This window comes from Hyalangium versicolor (assembly GCF_020103695.1).
Lineage (GTDB): Bacteria > Myxococcota > Myxococcia > Myxococcales > Myxococcaceae > Hyalangium > Hyalangium versicolor.
Window position 1 is genome coordinate 278714 of sequence record NZ_JAHXBF010000005.1, and the last position, 15127, is coordinate 293840.

Consider the following 15127-nt stretch of genomic DNA (forward strand, 5'->3'; position numbering starts at 1 on the left):
GTGGGCATGCAGGGCACTCCGGGCCTCCATGTCGTCGGTGTGCGCCACCACAGCCCGGCGTGCGCGCGGCTCGTGGCGCACACGCTGCGGACGGTGCGGCCCCGCCACGTGCTCATCGAAGGACCGGCGGACATGAATGCCCGCCTGGACGAGCTGCTGCTGCCGCACGAGCTGCCCCTGGCCGTCTTCAGCAGCTACCGCGACGAGGCGCGGGCTCATGCCTCGTGGACGCCGTTCTGCTCCTACTCTCCGGAGTGGGTGGCCCTCGCGCAGGGCAGCGCGGCCGGAGCGCTCGTGCGCTTCATGGACCTGCCCGCCTGGAACAAGGCGTTCCACGGCGTGCGCAACCGCTACTCCGATGGAGAGCGCCGCACCGCACGAGCCATCGAGGCGCTCTGCCAGAAGCTCGGCCTGGAGGGCATGGACGCGCTGTGGGACCACCTCTTTGAGCAACCGTGCGAACTGGACGTGCTGGCGGAGCGGCTGCGCGTCTACTTCGAGTCCCTGCGGAGTGAAGAGGAAGCCTCCGAGCGCGACCAGCTCCGCGAGGCCTTCATGCTGACGCACGTAGAGGCCGCGCTGGCGGCGGAAGATGGGCCGGTGGTGGTGGTGTGCGGTGGCTTCCACGCGCCCGTGCTCGCGAGGGCCCAGCCCAAGCCGGGCGCCGTCTTCCCCGAGCCTCCGCGCCATGCCTCCGCGCGCAGCTATCTCGTCCCGTACAGCTTTCGCCGCCTGGACTCCTTTACCGGCTACGAGTCCGGCATGCCCTCCCCCACCTTCTACCAGGCCGTCTGGGAGCTCGGCCCCGAGGACGCGCCTGCGCACATGCTCCGCGTGGCCGTCGAGCGGCTGCGCGGCCGGGGGCAGCACGTCTCCGCGGCGGACCTGATCGCTGCCTCCGTCATGGCCGAGGGACTCGCCCGCCTGCGCGGACACCGGAGCCTGGCGCGCTCGGACCTGCTCGACGGAATGGCGGCGGCGCTGGTGAAGGATGCGCTGGACGTGGCCCTGCCGTGGACGATGCGCGGAGTCCTTTCCCCGGACACGGACCCGCTCCTCGCCGAGGTGCTGCGCGCCTTCTCGGGCGAACGGACGGGGCGGCTGAGCGAGCACACCCCGAGGCCCCCGCTGCTGGCCGACGTGGAGCGAGCCCTGGACGCGCAGGATCTGCGGCCCACCGCGCGAGCCCGGAAGGTGCGCGTGGAACTGCGCGAGCCAGCGGAGCTGGAGCGCAGCCGGACCTTGCACCGGCTGCGGGTGCTCGGCATCCCTGGCTTCACCCGGGACCAGGGCCCCACCTTTCCCACCGAGCCGGAGCTGCACGAGTCGTGGACGGTGGCGCCCTCGGAGGACTTCGTCTCCCGGGTCATCGAGGCCTCTGGCTGGGGTCCCACGCTGGAGCAGGCCGCCACGGGCCGCTTGGAGGAATCCCTTCTGCAAGCGGGGCCTGACCTGGGCCGGCTCGCGCTGCTCTTGGCGGAGAGCCTCTTCATCGGCGCGAAGACGCTGGCCGAGCGCGTCCTGGAGGCCGTGGCCGCGCAGGCCCTGCGCGAGCCGGATCTCTCCCGGTTGGGGCAGGCACTGGGGCGGTTGATGTCCCTCTGGCGCCATGACGTGCTGCTCGGGGCTCAGGGCTCCACGCAGGTGGGCGCCATCATCGTGGCTGCCTTCCACCGGGGACTCTGGCTCGTCGAGCAGCTCGATGGGCCCGCCCTCCCGGCGGACGAGCAGTTGCTCCGGGCCCTGGCCGCGTTGCGGGACACACTGCGCTTCGCGGGCCGGGCCCTGTCGCTCGACGCAGTGCATGCGACCGCCGTGTTCGAGCGCAGCATGGCGGATGTCCGCGCGCCGCCCGCCGTGCGAGGTGCCGCTCTCGGGGCACTCTGGTCCCTGTCCCACTTCTCCGACGAGGCGAGCGCCGAGGCCGCGGCCTTGCGAGCCATCCGCGCCGCCGCGCTCCCCTCCACCCTGGGCGACTTCCTGGCTGGGCTGTTCCTGCTGGCCCGCGAGCAGGTGGTACGCGCGCAGCCCGTCACCGCCGCGCTAGACGAGGTGCTCCGCGAGCTGCCCCAGGATGACTTCCTCATCGCGCTTCCGGCCCTGCGGCTCGCCTTCGGCTTCTTCCCTCCGCGAGAGAAGGAGGGCATCGCCCGCTCGGTGCTGTCGCTCCACGGCAAGGACCCGGCCGACGCGCGAGCCCTGTTGCGCCTGGAGGTGAGCCCTCAGGTCGTCGTGGCGGGGGCGGCGCTGGACGAGGAGGTGGAGCAGGTGCTGGCCCGATTTGGATTGCTCGAGCCCGCGGGAGGTGCGTGATGGCGCTGGACCCGCTGGCGCGCTGGCGCCTCGTGCTCGGAGAAGCGGCGGAGGGAGCGCTGGGCGGCAGCCTGGACGGACAGGGCCGCGCAATGGACGCGGCGCTCTCCTGGCTTTACGGCCGCGAGGCAGACCTCGCCGAGCGCGACGTCCGAGAGCGGCACGGTGGACTGGGGCCCTCCGCGCTCACCGTCCCGGAGTGGATCAACGAGGTCCACTCCCTCTTTCCCAAGGAGACCATCGAGCGGCTCGAGCAGGACGCCGTGGAGCGCTACAAGATTGAGGAGGTGGTGACGCGCGCCGACGTGCTCTCGCGGGTGGAGCCCAGCGAGACGCTGCTGCGCGCGGTGCTGCGGACCAAGCACCTCATGAATCCCGAGGTGCTGGCGGTGGCCCGCCGCATCGTGGAGAGGGTGGTGCGAGAGCTGATGGAGCGGCTGCGCAAGGAGGTCCGCAAGACGTTCTCGGGAGTGCTGGACCGGCGCCGCCGCTCGCCGCTGAAGGTGGCGCGCAACTTCGACTTCCGGCGGACGCTCCGGGAGAATCTGCGCCGCTACTCTCTCTCCGAGCGCCGGATCGCCATCGAGCGGGCCGCATTCTTCTCGCGCACGCGGCGATACACGGATCGCTGGCAGATCATCCTTCTGGTGGACCAGTCCGGGAGCATGGTGTCGTCGGTCATCCACTCGGCGGTGACGGCGGCCTGCCTGTGGGGGCTGCCGGGAATGCAAACGCACCTCATCGCCTTCGACACCTCCGTGGTGGATCTCACCCGGGACGTGACGGACCCGGTGGAGTTGCTGATGAAGGTGCAGCTCGGCGGCGGCACGGACATCCACAAGGCGGTGAGCTACGGCGCGGGGCTGATTGAAGCGCCTCGGCGCAGCATCGTGGTCCTCATCACCGACTTCTATGAGGGTGGGTCCGCCGAGCTGCTCGTGCGCCGGGTGAAGGAGCTGTGCGCGCAGGGGACGACGGTGCTGGGCCTGGCGGCGCTCGAGCCCGATGCGACTCCGAACTACGACCGCGATCTGGCTCGGCGGCTGGTGGACGTGGGCGCCCACGTGGGAGCCATGACGCCCGGCGAGCTCGCGGCCTGGATCGCCGGAAAGGTGCGCGCATGAGCCGCCCGGACCTGCTCGCCCTCACGCCGCAGGCCATCGCGAGCCTGTCGAACCTCGGGCTGGTGAAGCGCGCACAGAAGGAGCTGGAGCAAGGCAAGGGCCCTCGATTGGAGGAGCAGCCGGATGGAACGGTGGTGGGCGTCTTCGAGGACGGGAACACGGCGCGGCTCGTCCCGGGAAAGGGACTGAAGGACAGCCCCTGCACGTGCAACGCCACCGGCGTGTGCCGCCACCGGGTGGCCGTGGCGCTGGCCTACCCGGCGCACGCCCAGCAAGGCAGCACAACCCCGGCGGCCTTCGCAGCCGAGGAGCCCTCCCAGGAGCTGCCCTGGTCCCCGGGCTCGGTAACGGACGAAGTGCTGGCGGAGCTGCTCCCCCGCCGCTCGCTGGAGCGGGCCGAGGCCCTCCGTGAGCGCGGGTACCTCGCCCAGGTGCGCCGGGGAACGTTCGTGGGCGAGGACGTGCCCATGGTGTCGCTCGCCACCTGCACGGTGCGCTTCCTCGTCCCTCGGGATGTGGGCTACGCGCGCTGCGACTGCTCGACGGGAACGGCCTGCGAGCACCTGCCGCTCGCCATCTGGGCCTTCCGCGTCGCCGACACGAAGGACGCCACGGGCCGCGAGCTCACCGTCGAGGTGGCCGCCAGGCATGTCGCGGCAACGGAGGGTGGGCCTGCCCTGGACGCAGCGAGCGATCTGGCTCGTTTCCTCCTCTTGGAGGGAGCCCAGCACGCCAGCACCGGACTGGCAGGACGCTTTGCGGTGGCGCGCTCGGGCCTGGCGGAGGCGAAGATGGCCTGGCCGCTCGCGGCGCTGGAGGAGTTGGAGGATCTGCTCGGCACCTACGTGGGCCGGGGTGCCCGCTATGCGCCGACGAAGCTCGCAGCCACGCTGACGGAGCTCTTCGCTCGCGTCCGTGCCGCGAGGAGGAGCGGAGCCGTGCCTCCCCGCGCGGTGTTGGGAATGGACGAGGCCCCGGAGACGAAGCTCGACTATGCGCGGCTCATCTCGCTCGGGGCGAGGCTCCATGCCGATGGCCGGGAGCGCCGCGCGGAGGTGGTGCTGGCGGACCCTGCCACGGGAGGGCTCCTCGTGGTGCGCCGGGCCTTCACCTATGCGGAGCAGCAGACCCCCGAGGACGGCGCCGAGCTCGGCCGCCGGCAGGGCGCACCCGGTGCGACGATCGAGGCGCTCGCGCGGGGGCAGGTGGTGACTTCGGGGGCTACGCGCCTGCCCAATCGGCTGGTGGTGTTCTCCACGCGAGGGCTCCAGCGCACCTCGGTGACGCCACAGTCTGGAGACTGGAGCCTGCTGCCGGCGCCGATCCTGGTGACAGAGGTCTCCGTGTTGGAAGCCACCCTGCGTGCGAGACCGCCGCGTTTCCTGAGGCCCCGGCTGCTCGCCGAGAACGTGCATGCCTTCGCAGTCTCCCGGGTGGTGGACGTTTCCTATTCACCGGGCGCGCAAGCGGTGCAGGCGGAGCTGGAGGACCTGGGTGGACACAGCTTCTTCCTCGAGCTGCCCCATCGCCAGGTGGCGCCCGGGGCCCTGGATGCACTCGCCGAGGGACTCGCCGGGAAGCCCGGCCGGCTCCGTTACGTCTCCGGCGAGGTGCGGCGGACGGCGCGAGGACTCGTTGTCGAGCCCATGGCATTGTCCTGCGAGGGGGCGGGGGTGCTGGTGCTCGACGTGCAATCCGCCATCGCAACGGCTCCCCTGCGGGCGACAGGGGACGCAGCGCCCCTGTCACCGCTGCCAGCGGCCCTGGCCGAGGTGGAGAGCTGCCTGGCGGACGCGGTGCACCAGGGCTTGCGCCACATCGTCCCGGCCTGGACGGCGCGGCTTGGGGCCGTGGCGGTACGGGTGCGCGAACTCGGAATGAAGCGCCTGGCGGACGATCTCGGAGCGCTCGGCACGAGGCTCGATGCGGCGCGAGCCTCTGGACGCGCCACGGAGGAAGCAACGCTCACGACAACGTGGGCCGATGTTTCCCTCCGCGTCACGGTGGGGCTCGAACAGCTCGGCGCGTGATGGCCCCCACTCACAGGACTCAGCTGTTCAGCATCCTGGAGCATGGCCCAAGCCTCCTTCACCCGGCTCTGATTCTGCTGGGCCCACATGACGAAATGCACCGCGACGAAAGAGAAGACTCACCCCTTGCTGAGCACCTGGGTCATCCGGGTGTGGAGAGCCAGCAGCTTCTCCCCATACTTCCGAAGAAGAGCGATCGGTCCCTCACCGTAGCGTCGGACAAAGGTATCGGTCCGCTCCAGCCGGGCCATCTCGCCGCGGATACGTTCGCGGAGTTCATCTGCCTCGGAGCCCTTGGACTCGAGCTGCTTCAGCTTGTCCCGGAGCTTGCTCACGGCCCAGCGCTGTCCGCAGAAGGCTCGGAGGAGGGCCTGCCCTGCTTCCACATGCCGGGGGTCTGAGAAGCCCGAGGCCTTCAGTGCCTCCGTGTGGGCCCGGGCTAACGTGTCAGGGCCCTGATTGGCCTCGGCGATGGACAGGAAGGTCTCCTGGTAGCGGATCAGCCCTTCGAGTTCCTGCTCGGTGAACGGGTGCGAGGCGAGCCGCAGGGTCCGGTCATCCGCGGCCTGCACTCCGGGGTCGGCGGAGGCATTCCAGTTGTCGAAAAACGAAGGCATGTCGGTCTCCTCAAGCGGGAACGAGCTGGTCAGCGATGCGTGCGAGATCATTGACCGAGTTGACCACCACCGCCTGGTGGCAGTGCTTCTCGTAGGTGAGCATCTCGCTGTCCCCGATGCCCCAGTTGCCACGGTCCTCGGGGCAGATCCAGAGCACTCGCTTGGCCTTGCGCTGCAGGTCCTTCAGCGCCCAGGCGTTGTTCGGGTTGTAGTTGTTGCGGCCGTCTCCAATGATCATCACCGTGGTGCGCCGGGTGATGCTGCCCAGGTGGTCCCGGACGAACTCCGCCAGCGCCCGGCCATAGTTCGAGTTGGCGCTCAGCGAGACGGCCTTGCCCGCGGTGGCCAGATCGATGGCCTGATCGACGTCCTGCTCCTTGAAGAGCTGCGTCACCTCGCCCACATCCGAGACGAAGACGAAGGAGCGCACGCGCACGAACAGCTCCTGCAGCGTGTACGTGAACAGCAGCATCATCCGAGCCGCGTTGCGCACCGAGTCCGAGACGTCGCAGAGGACGACCACCTCGGGGCGCTCGGGGCGGCGCGAGCGGAACAGGGGCACCATGGGCACCCCACCCCACGGGAGGTTCCGGCGCAGCGTGCGGCGCACGTGAAGCGCCCCGCGCCGGTGCGAGCGCTGCTTGCGGATGAGCCGGCTCTTGAGCTTCTCGGCCAGGGTGCGCACGGCGGCCTGCATCTGATCGACCTCGGCCTGAGTGAGCAGGTGCAGAGGCTTCTCCGTCACCGAGTCCGTTCGCCGCCGGATCCGTGCCTCGGCCTGACGCTTCACTTCCTGCCGGGCCGCGTCCTCGATCTTGCGCATCGCGGCCGCGACGTACCGGGAGACGATCTCGATACCATCCGTGGACAGGCCCCGTGCGGCCAATTCCGCTTCCAGGGACTTCAGGTCCGAGCGAGCCCGCTCCATGCCTGCGCCCGCGAGCAACCGCCGGGAGAAGAACCCCGCCTGGAGGCCGGTCTCCATCTGGGACAGATCGAGCTGCAGCATCGCGGACCGGAAGATCTGCGCCAGCCGCGCCCGATCCCCCTCCACGATGGCCTTGGCCAGAGGGGACATCTCGGGGAAGAGCAGGTTCATCTGGTACAGCACCATCTTCAGCTCGTCGCCCTGGAGGTAGCCCTCCTCCTCGATCTGCTTCGCAAGCGACTTGTCGAGCGCCTCGAACGTCCTCGCCGCGCCCGAGAAATAGAAGTCGAAGGCGCGGTTGAACACGGGCACATCGAGCTCGCGCTTGACGAGCGTGGTGCGCAAAACGGCTCGGAAGACACCCCGCTCCCCCAAGCCGACCTCGGAGCTGGCGCGCAGAGCGTCCTGCACCTCGGATGTGCTCACACGCACGCCGTTCTGGCGGAGCACCTCAGCGAACTCGACGATGCGGGCGTCCACGCGGCCTCCTTCAGCGCTCGAACGACATCACGGCTTCCACGTGATGGGTCTGGGGGAACATGTCCACCACCTGGAGCGCCAGGGGCTTGTAACCCTCCTCCACCAGTCCTGCCGCATCCCGGGCGAGCGACGCCGGGTCGCATGCCACATACACGACCCTCTTCACTCCCAGTAATGATACTTGCCGTGCGAGTCCCGGGGCCCCTGCCCGAGGCGGATCAGCCAGGCAGAGGTCGAACCGCTTGTCCTCTCGCAGGAGCCCCTCGCAGACCTTCCGGGCATCCCCCTGGATGAAGCGGACATTGGCCACCCCACTCTCCCGAGCACTGCGCTGGGCCAACTCCACACCCACGGGGGAGGACTCCACCCCCAGCACCGAGGCAGCGGTGGCAGCCAGCGGAAAGGTGAAGTTCCCGTTACCCGAGTACAGCTCCAGCACCGAGTCGGTCTCCCGGGGAGCTAACTCGTAAAGGGCGGCGGTAACGAGGCCCACATTGGCCTCGGCATGGGCCTGGGCGAAGGAGTCCGGGCGCAGGTACAGCGGAACCTCGGGCCGCAGCGGAGACAGAGAGCGCAGTGCGGGCTTTCCGATGACGCGAGGAGCCCCCTCCTTGGGTACCAGCACGGCCCCTTCGAGGCGCAGCGCACGCACGGCAGCCTCAGTTGCCTCCACGTGCCGAGGCGTCACCGGCCCGGTCAGCATCACCGCAAAGGCGGCCTTGCCCCCCTCTGCCAGCAGGTGCGCTTCCTCGGCGTCTTTGGAGAGCGGCTTGAGCAGCGGAGCCAGTTTCCCGGGAAGCATGGCGAGGACTGGGGTGAGCGCGCCGCACTCGGTCACCGGAACCTTTTCGTGACTCCGTCGGCCGTAAAAAGCCAGGGCGCCCTTGGCGAAGTGCAGCACCGCCCGCCGCCGGTACCCGAAGTCCCTTGGCGCCACGAGGAGCGGGCGCACGGTGAACCGATCCCTTGTCAGGCGGCCCAGATGCTCCAGAGTGGAGAGGACGATCTCCTGCTTCGCGGCACGCTGGGCCGGTTCAGCGAGTTCCAGCCAGTCACACCCGCCACATTCGGCGCTCCGGGGGCATGGAGACGCGCGCCGGTCCTTGCTGGGCGTCACCACCTGCCGGAGCAGCCCTCGGAGCACCTTGCCCTGCTGCTCCAGGTGGACGCTCACGACGTCCCCCGGAAAGGCGCCTGGGACGAAGACGGTGCGCCCCTGCCAGGAGGCCACGCCCTCGCCCAGCTGGCCGAGGCGCTCGATGTTCAACTCGATGGGGGTTTCAGGGAGGTGCTGCACGGATGAGGGAACCCAGTGGAGAGGTTGCCTCACCCTAACCCAGAGCGGACGGGATTCCGTCCTAAACCTCAGCCCGCTGCCTGTGCCATGCCGAGGAAGATGGCCCCCCGGGTCTTCCCCTGCAAGATCCCCTCACTTGCGGCTGCCCCACTCCTCTGCGATGGCGGCCGTCAGCTCAGGGCATCTCCTCCACCAGAAGGAGGTTCTGTCCGCGGTTCCAACCGAAGTAGTTCGAGCCGCAGGCCGTTCCATTCGATGGGTTTACGGTTGTGGACCAGATGGCGAAGGTATGAGGACCGGGAGCGAGATCCCTCACCAGGCATGTCTGATTGATCGGATGGTGGTGTTCCTGAGCGCTGCTTCCAGAGTTGTACGACGATTGGCCAGTGATGCAGCCCGTGGGCTGCCCATCGACGTACAACTGGTAGAATCCCCAACTCCCATTGCAACCAACCGTCCCCCGGAATGTATCCGAGTAGGTCACACGGACTGTCTTCTGCGCGGCACTGACCGTGTACTGCACCTGACGTGAGCCCACCCCAGCCCAGTTCCCGCTCAATTCACCACTGGGCGAGCTTCCGTTCGTGTAGGCCAATTTTTGATTCTCGATCTCCTCGACTAGCAGCAGTGGGTAGGAGCGTTCCCATCCCAGGTAGGCTTCTGCACTGGTACTGCTAGAGCGGATCCAGACGTCAAAGGTATGGGCCCCCGCAGAAACACTTGGGAACACGCAAGTCATGACAATGGGGTGGTGGAAGTCACCATTTGTGCCCTGGCCATCGTACTGTCCCGTCGAACAGGACGTCTCGAATCCATCCATCTTGATCAAGACAGTGCCAGCGCTCATATTGGAGCTAATCCGGAACGTATCGGCGAGCGTGACCTTGAGTAGGGAGCTTGATGCCTGCTTTGTAAAGGTCACGGTTCGTCCAGGGGCTTTCCGAAACGTCGTGCCTGACACCGTTGTGATACCGCCCTCCGTAGAGAACCCGTACTTGGCCGTCGGGAGAAGCTCCTCCACCAGCACGAGATTTCGGAACGCGTTTACACCAACAGCGACTATGCCCCCAGATGAGAATGCCCAGGTATCGAATTCATAGAGGCCCGCAGGCAACGCTTCCGTGAGGCATACCGTTGCAAAAGGAAAGGAATAAGTATTGGTCCAACCGCTTGAATTCCAAACGTATTGGCGCTGAAAGCAATCGGGCGACACATAACCACTGTTCATCCTCAACCTGTAGTACGCAGATCCACCGTTGACACCCATGCCTGCGGCCAAGGTGTCAGAGATGGTGATCTTGAGCCGCGACGAAGCGCTTGTCTTGAAGATGCTCACCTTCCTCCCGGAGTTGAACCAGAAGCCAGCAGGCACCTCGCCGGAGGGATCGGTCGGCGCAGACGCAGCCCAACCGGTTGCGAAGGCAGACTGAGCCGAGCAGACATATCGTGTCTGGTTGACCTCACTCGCATCCAGCGTTCCATTGCGATCGGAGTCCAAACCACTGAACACCACTGTGCCGCCCTGGGCGCAGTTGGCACCCGCAGGTTCCGCCTCCAGCCGCACCAGCGCCTGGACACCGGGGCTCCCTGAGGCTCCGTTGCAGATGTAGGCCGTGCTCGACACCTCTCCGGGATCCAACTGCCCGTTCTGGTTGGAGTCCAACCCACTCTGCACCGCTGTGCCACCCTGGGCACAGTTGCTGCCCACGGGTTCGGAGGTCGTCCGCACCAACGCTTTCGTGTCACTCGAGTTGCCCGGTGCGCCATTGCAGACGAATGAGGTGCTCGTCACCTCGCCGGCTTCGAGCGTGCCGTTGCCGTTGCCATCCAGCCCGCTGCTCACCCGAGTGCCACCCTGAGCGCAGTTGGTACCCACGGGTTCGGCGTCCATCCTCACCAACGCCCGAGAAGTCTCGCCGCCGGAGGACCCGTTGCAGACGTAGGCCGTGCTCGTCACCTCTCCGTCTTCCAGGCTCTCGTTGCCACTGGTGTCGAGCCCAGATTTGACCTGAGTGCCTCCATTCGCGCAGTGGGCGCCGGGCGGTTCTTCCACGAACCGGATCAACGAATTGGACCTCTGTCCGCTCGAACCACAGGCGACGAGCAGCACTCCCAGCATGCTCCCGCCGAGCCGCATTCCCAGTGTCATGAGTGATAACCCTCCCGGACGCTCGCGTGCTCCCCTCGCCTCGAGCAACAGGCTCGAAGGGCTTGCAGGAACTGGAACGTCAGTACCTTTTCAAGGTACGTGGCCCGGAAGAGACTCTCTGTACCGCCAAGGTCGTACGCACTCAGCGCGTGTGCAGTTCCCCCAACTCAGGACTCGCCACCAACGGATCAGCCGTGCTCATCCGGAGGGAGCGCCTTGCGCAGGCGCTCCACGAACTCCTCGAGCCGCGTGCGCTTGTCGTCATCCACGCCCACGAACTCGATGGCCATGCCTGGTACCTGGTTGGGCGCCGAGTGGGTCTCGTTGATGCGCGTCACCCGCCCCGTGAGATCGAACGGGAACTCGGTGCCCGGCAGAGAGACGATGAGCTTCACGTGGGTGCCCACGGGCAGGGGCTTCTGCGTGTTGATGAAGAGCCCTCCCCGCGAGATGTTGACGGCCCAGTCCGTGACGAAGCCGGCCACGGTTCGATACGCCACCGGCAATTCGTATTCGAGCCGGGGGGCGGCTCGCGGCCCAGGGGTGGGCTTCTGAGGGTGTTCGGCCATGAGCGCTCCGCTGCGAGAGAGGCGAATGCTCGCAGCGGAACCGGGGACCGTCAACCCTTCAGACCTTCATCTCCCGTACGTCCGGAGCCACCTTCAGCTTCGGCTCGGTGATGCGCTGCACCTGCTCCACCGTCACTCCGGGTGCCAGCTCGCGCAGCACCAGCCCCTCCGGAGTCACGTCCAGGAGGGCGTGGTCCGTGACGATGTGGTGCACGCACTTGAGGCCCGTCAGGGGCAGCGCGCACTTCTTGAGGATCTTCGGCTGCCCGTCCTTGTTGGCGTGCTCCATGGCCACGTAGATGCGCTTGGCGCCCACGGCCAGGTCCATGGCGCCACCCGGGCCCTTCACCATCTTCCCCGGGATCATCCAGTTGGCCAGGTCACCCTGCTCGCTGACCTCCATGGCGCCCAGCACGGCCATGTCGATGTGGCCCCCGCGAATCATCCCGAAGGACAGCGCCGAGTCGAAGTAGGCCGCGCCCTTGAGCGCCGTCACCGTCTCCTTGCCCGCGTTGATGAGGTCCGGGTCCTCCTGGCCCTCGACGGGCCAGGGGCCAATGCCCAGCAGCCCGTTCTCCGACTGCAGCACGATGTCCACGCCCGCGGGGACGTAGTTGGCCACCAGCGTGGGGATCCCGATGCCCAGGTTCACGTAGAAGCCGTCCTTCAGCTCCTGGGCGATGCGCTGCGCGATCTGCTCACGAGTCAGTGCCATGGAGTCCTCACGCCTGCTTGCGGACGGTGCGCCGCTCGATCCACTTCTTGAGGTTCTTCGACTGGATGATCCGGTGCACGAAGATGCTCGGCACGTGGATGAGATCGCCGTCGATCTCCCCCGGCTCGACGATGTGCTCCGCCTCGACGATCGTCACCTTCGCCGCCATGCACATCATCGGCGAGAAGTTCCGAGCCGTCTTGCGGAACACCAGGTTGCCCCAGCGGTCCGCCTTCCAGGCGCGCACGATCGCGAAGTCAGCCTTGAGCGGCGTCTCCAGCACGTGGAGCCGCCCGTCGATCATGCGCGTCTCCTTGCCCTCGGCCAGCGGAGTTCCCGCGCCGGTGGGGGTGAAGAAGCCGCCAATGCCGCAGCCACCGGCGCGGATGCGCTCGGCCAGCGTGCCCTGCGGATTGAGCTCCACCTGCAGCTCGCCGGAGAGGAACTGGCGCTCGAACTCCTTGTTCTCTCCCACGTAGCTGGACACCATCTTCTTCACCTGCTTGTTGGCCAGCAGGATCCCCAGCCCCAGCTCGGTGGTGCCGCAGTTGTTGGAGATGATCGTGAGGCCCTTCACGCTCTTGCGGTGAAGTGCCTCGATCAGGTTCTCCGGGTTGCCGCACAGCCCGAAGCCGCCGCTCATCAGCGTGCAGCCATCCGGGATGTCGGCAACCGCCTCGTCCGCGCTCGCGAAGATCTTGTTCATGCGCTCAGCGCTCCACCATCAGAGCGATGCCCTCGCCGCCGCCGATGCACAGCGACGCCACGCCGCGCTTCTTGTCGTGGTCCTTCATCGTGTGCAGCAGCGTCACCAGCACGCGCGCGCCCGAAGCGCCGATCGGATGCCCCAGCACCACCGCGCCGCCGCGCACGTTCACCTTGGACGGGTCCAGCTTGAGCAGCCGGTTGTTGGCGATGGACACCACCGCGAACGCCTCGTTGATCTCCCAGAGATCCACCGCGTCCGTCTTCAGGCCCTTCTTCTCCAGCAGCTTGTTGATGGCGTCCGCCGGGGCGATGGTGAACTCCACCGGCTTGCGCGCCGCCTGGGCGTACCCGGTGATGCGGCCAAGAATGGTCCGGCCCTCGGCCTTGGCGCGCTCCTCGCTCATGAGCACCAGCGCCGCCGCGCCGTCGTTGATGGACGAGGCGTTGGCCGCCGTCACCGTGCCGTCCTTCTTGAACACCGGCTTGAGGCCCGCGATCTTCTCCGGCTTCGCGTTCCGAGGGCCCTCGTCCTCGGCGACGATGACGGTGTCCTCGGGCTTCTTGCCGGGCACGGGCACCGGGACGATCTCCGAGGTGAACAGGCCCTCCTTCTGGGCCTTGATGGCGCGTTGCGTGGACTCGAGCGCGTACTCGTCCTGCTGCGAGCGGCTCACGCCCTGCGAGGTGGCACATTCCTCGGCACACACGCCCATGTGGACGTTGTCGTACGGATCCCACAGGCCATCGAGGATCATCGCGTCCTTGAACTCGACGTTGCCCATGCGAGCTCCGCCGCGCATCGTGTGGCTCACGTACGGGGCGTTGGACATGGACTCCATGCCGCCCACCACCACCACGTCATAGTCGCCCAGCGCGATGGCCTGGGCGCCGGCGATCACGGCCTTGAGGCCCGAGCCGCACACCTTGTTCAAGGTGGTGGCCGGCACGGTGTCCGGGATCCCTGCGGCGCGCAGGGCCTGCCGCGCGGGAGCCTGGCCCACGCCCGCCTGCAGCACGCAGCCCATGATGACTTCCTGCACCGCCTCCGGCTTGACGCCCGCGCGCTCCAGCGCCGCCTTGATGGCGATGGCGCCGAGCTGCGGCGCCGTGAGCTTGGACAGAGAGCCCTGGAAGGCCCCGATGGGAGTACGGGCCGCGCCCACGATGACGACTTCACGAGCCATGAAACTGCCTCCTTGGGAACCGGGAATGCGAACAGGTGAGCCCTTATCACAGGGGTCAAGGCGTGTCGGTCACCCCCTCGCCTCAGCCCCCGGAAGGCATGAGTTCTGCGCTGGGCTCCCAACACTTGGGCTGACAATGAGTAACACCCCCGAGACACGGGGGCATACCCACATGGCCACCCTTCGCCCGACTCACTTCCGAGCGGGCTCGAAGAGGGCCAGGTGGGCTCCGGTCGGGTCCTCGATGAGTGAAATGCGACCCAGCCCCGGAGCCGCAATGAGGGGCACGGGAATCTGCCCGCCCAGCTCGGTGGCGCGATCGCACGCGGGCGTGAGCTTCTGCACCATGACGTGGGGCAGCCAGGCAGGGGTGAACTCCTTGTTCACCTGGATGTCGGCGACCTGGCCTCGGGCGCTGTCGTCGGTGGAAAACCCCACCTCGGTGCCGCCCAGGCCCTTGATCGTCGTCCAGCCGAAGAGCCTCCCGTAGAAGGCCTTCGCGCGAGCCAGGTCCGGCGTGCCCAGCGTCTCCCAGCAGAACTCCCCGGGCTTGGGTGCCTCCAGGGGAGGATCCCCTTGGAGATCCCGATACGCGACGACCACCGCGCCCGCGAAGTCCTGCACAGCAGCGAAGCGGCCCACGTGCGGAATATCCGTCGGGCTGTGCGCCACCGAGCCACCGATCTCCAGAGCCATCCGGACCACGGCGTCGACATCCGGAACGGACACGTAGCTCAGCCAGAAGGACTGGTCCCCCTGCTCGGGCCGCAGCTGCATGAGCCCGCCGATCTCCTTCCCGCCCAGCTTGATGAGCGTGTAGCTGCCGCCATCCGCGTGGGGAACGTCCTCGAACGTCCACCCCAGCAGCCCGCCATAGAACGCCCGAGCCTTCGCAGCATCCCGGGTCATCAACTCGCGCCAGACGAAACGGCCGTGCGTGTATCCGCTCTTGCTCATCTGCCCTCCCCTTCAAAGCAAACGGCCGGGCCCCCGCTAGGGAACCCGGCCGTCGA

Annotated in this window: 12 protein-coding genes; 3 read left to right on the top strand and 9 right to left on the bottom strand. The window is 67.7% G+C overall.

Translation table 11 applies throughout. The annotated features are described in order from the left end of the window. The first annotated feature begins 6 nt into the window (after window positions 1–6). From KY501_RS12755 to KY501_RS12765, 3 genes are read left to right on the top strand one after another with little or no spacing between them, the layout of a single operon-like run. Complete coding sequence (locus tag KY501_RS12755) at window positions 7–2313, top strand: DUF5682 family protein (protein ID WP_224363171.1); 2307 nt, start codon at window positions 7–9, stop codon at window positions 2311–2313. Continuing rightward, entirely contained in the window at window positions 2313–3437 is a 1125-nt protein-coding gene (locus tag KY501_RS12760) for a VWA domain-containing protein (RefSeq protein WP_224363173.1), read from the top strand. Before KY501_RS12755 ends, KY501_RS12760 begins: the two co-directional genes overlap by 1 nt. Further along, window positions 3434–5467 (top strand): YehQ family protein, encoded by a 2034-nt coding sequence (locus KY501_RS12765; protein WP_224363175.1) that lies wholly within the window; start codon window positions 3434–3436, stop codon window positions 5465–5467. Before KY501_RS12760 ends, KY501_RS12765 begins: the two co-directional genes overlap by 4 nt. 119 nt (window positions 5468–5586) lie before the next feature. Here KY501_RS12765 and KY501_RS12770 read toward each other — a convergent pair whose 3' ends face one another. From KY501_RS12770 to KY501_RS12810, 9 genes are all read right to left on the bottom strand, one after another. Beyond that, window positions 5587–6084 carry a hypothetical protein gene (locus tag KY501_RS12770; protein ID WP_224363178.1) on the bottom strand — a complete coding sequence of 166 codons (498 nt, stop codon included), beginning with the start codon at window positions 6082–6084 and terminating at the stop codon, window positions 5587–5589. Window positions 6085–6094: 10 nt separating this feature from the next. Next, entirely contained in the window at window positions 6095–7492 is a 1398-nt protein-coding gene (locus KY501_RS12775; RefSeq protein WP_224363179.1) for a vWA domain-containing protein, read from the bottom strand. 10 nt (window positions 7493–7502) lie between these two features. Next, window positions 7503–8789, bottom strand: a complete 1287-nt coding sequence (locus tag KY501_RS12780; RefSeq protein ID WP_224363180.1) for a class I SAM-dependent RNA methyltransferase — start codon at window positions 8787–8789, stop codon at window positions 7503–7505. A 175-nt stretch (window positions 8790–8964) separates the two neighbouring features. Continuing rightward, window positions 8965–10899, bottom strand: coding sequence for a DUF7151 family protein (locus KY501_RS12785; protein ID WP_224363181.1), 1935 nt, complete (start codon window positions 10897–10899; stop codon window positions 8965–8967). A 227-nt stretch (window positions 10900–11126) separates the two neighbouring features. Further along, window positions 11127–11507: a TIGR02266 family protein gene (locus KY501_RS12790; protein ID WP_224363182.1), complete on the bottom strand. Its 381-nt coding sequence runs from the start codon at window positions 11505–11507 to the stop codon at window positions 11127–11129. Window positions 11508–11565: 58 nt separating this feature from the next. After that, window positions 11566–12222, bottom strand: a complete 657-nt coding sequence (locus tag KY501_RS12795; protein ID WP_224363183.1) for a CoA transferase subunit B — start codon at window positions 12220–12222, stop codon at window positions 11566–11568. Window positions 12223–12229: 7 nt separating this feature from the next. Then, entirely contained in the window at window positions 12230–12928 is a 699-nt protein-coding gene (locus tag KY501_RS12800) for a CoA transferase subunit A (RefSeq protein WP_224363184.1), read from the bottom strand. 4 nt (window positions 12929–12932) lie between these two features. Continuing rightward, complete coding sequence (locus KY501_RS12805; RefSeq protein ID WP_224363185.1) at window positions 12933–14114, bottom strand: thiolase family protein; 1182 nt, start codon at window positions 14112–14114, stop codon at window positions 12933–12935. A gap of 192 nt (window positions 14115–14306) precedes the next feature. Continuing rightward, a complete protein-coding gene (locus tag KY501_RS12810) occupies window positions 14307–15071 on the bottom strand; it encodes a VOC family protein (RefSeq protein WP_224363186.1) in 765 nt (254 codons plus the stop codon). Between the last annotated feature and the right edge of the window lie 56 nt (window positions 15072–15127).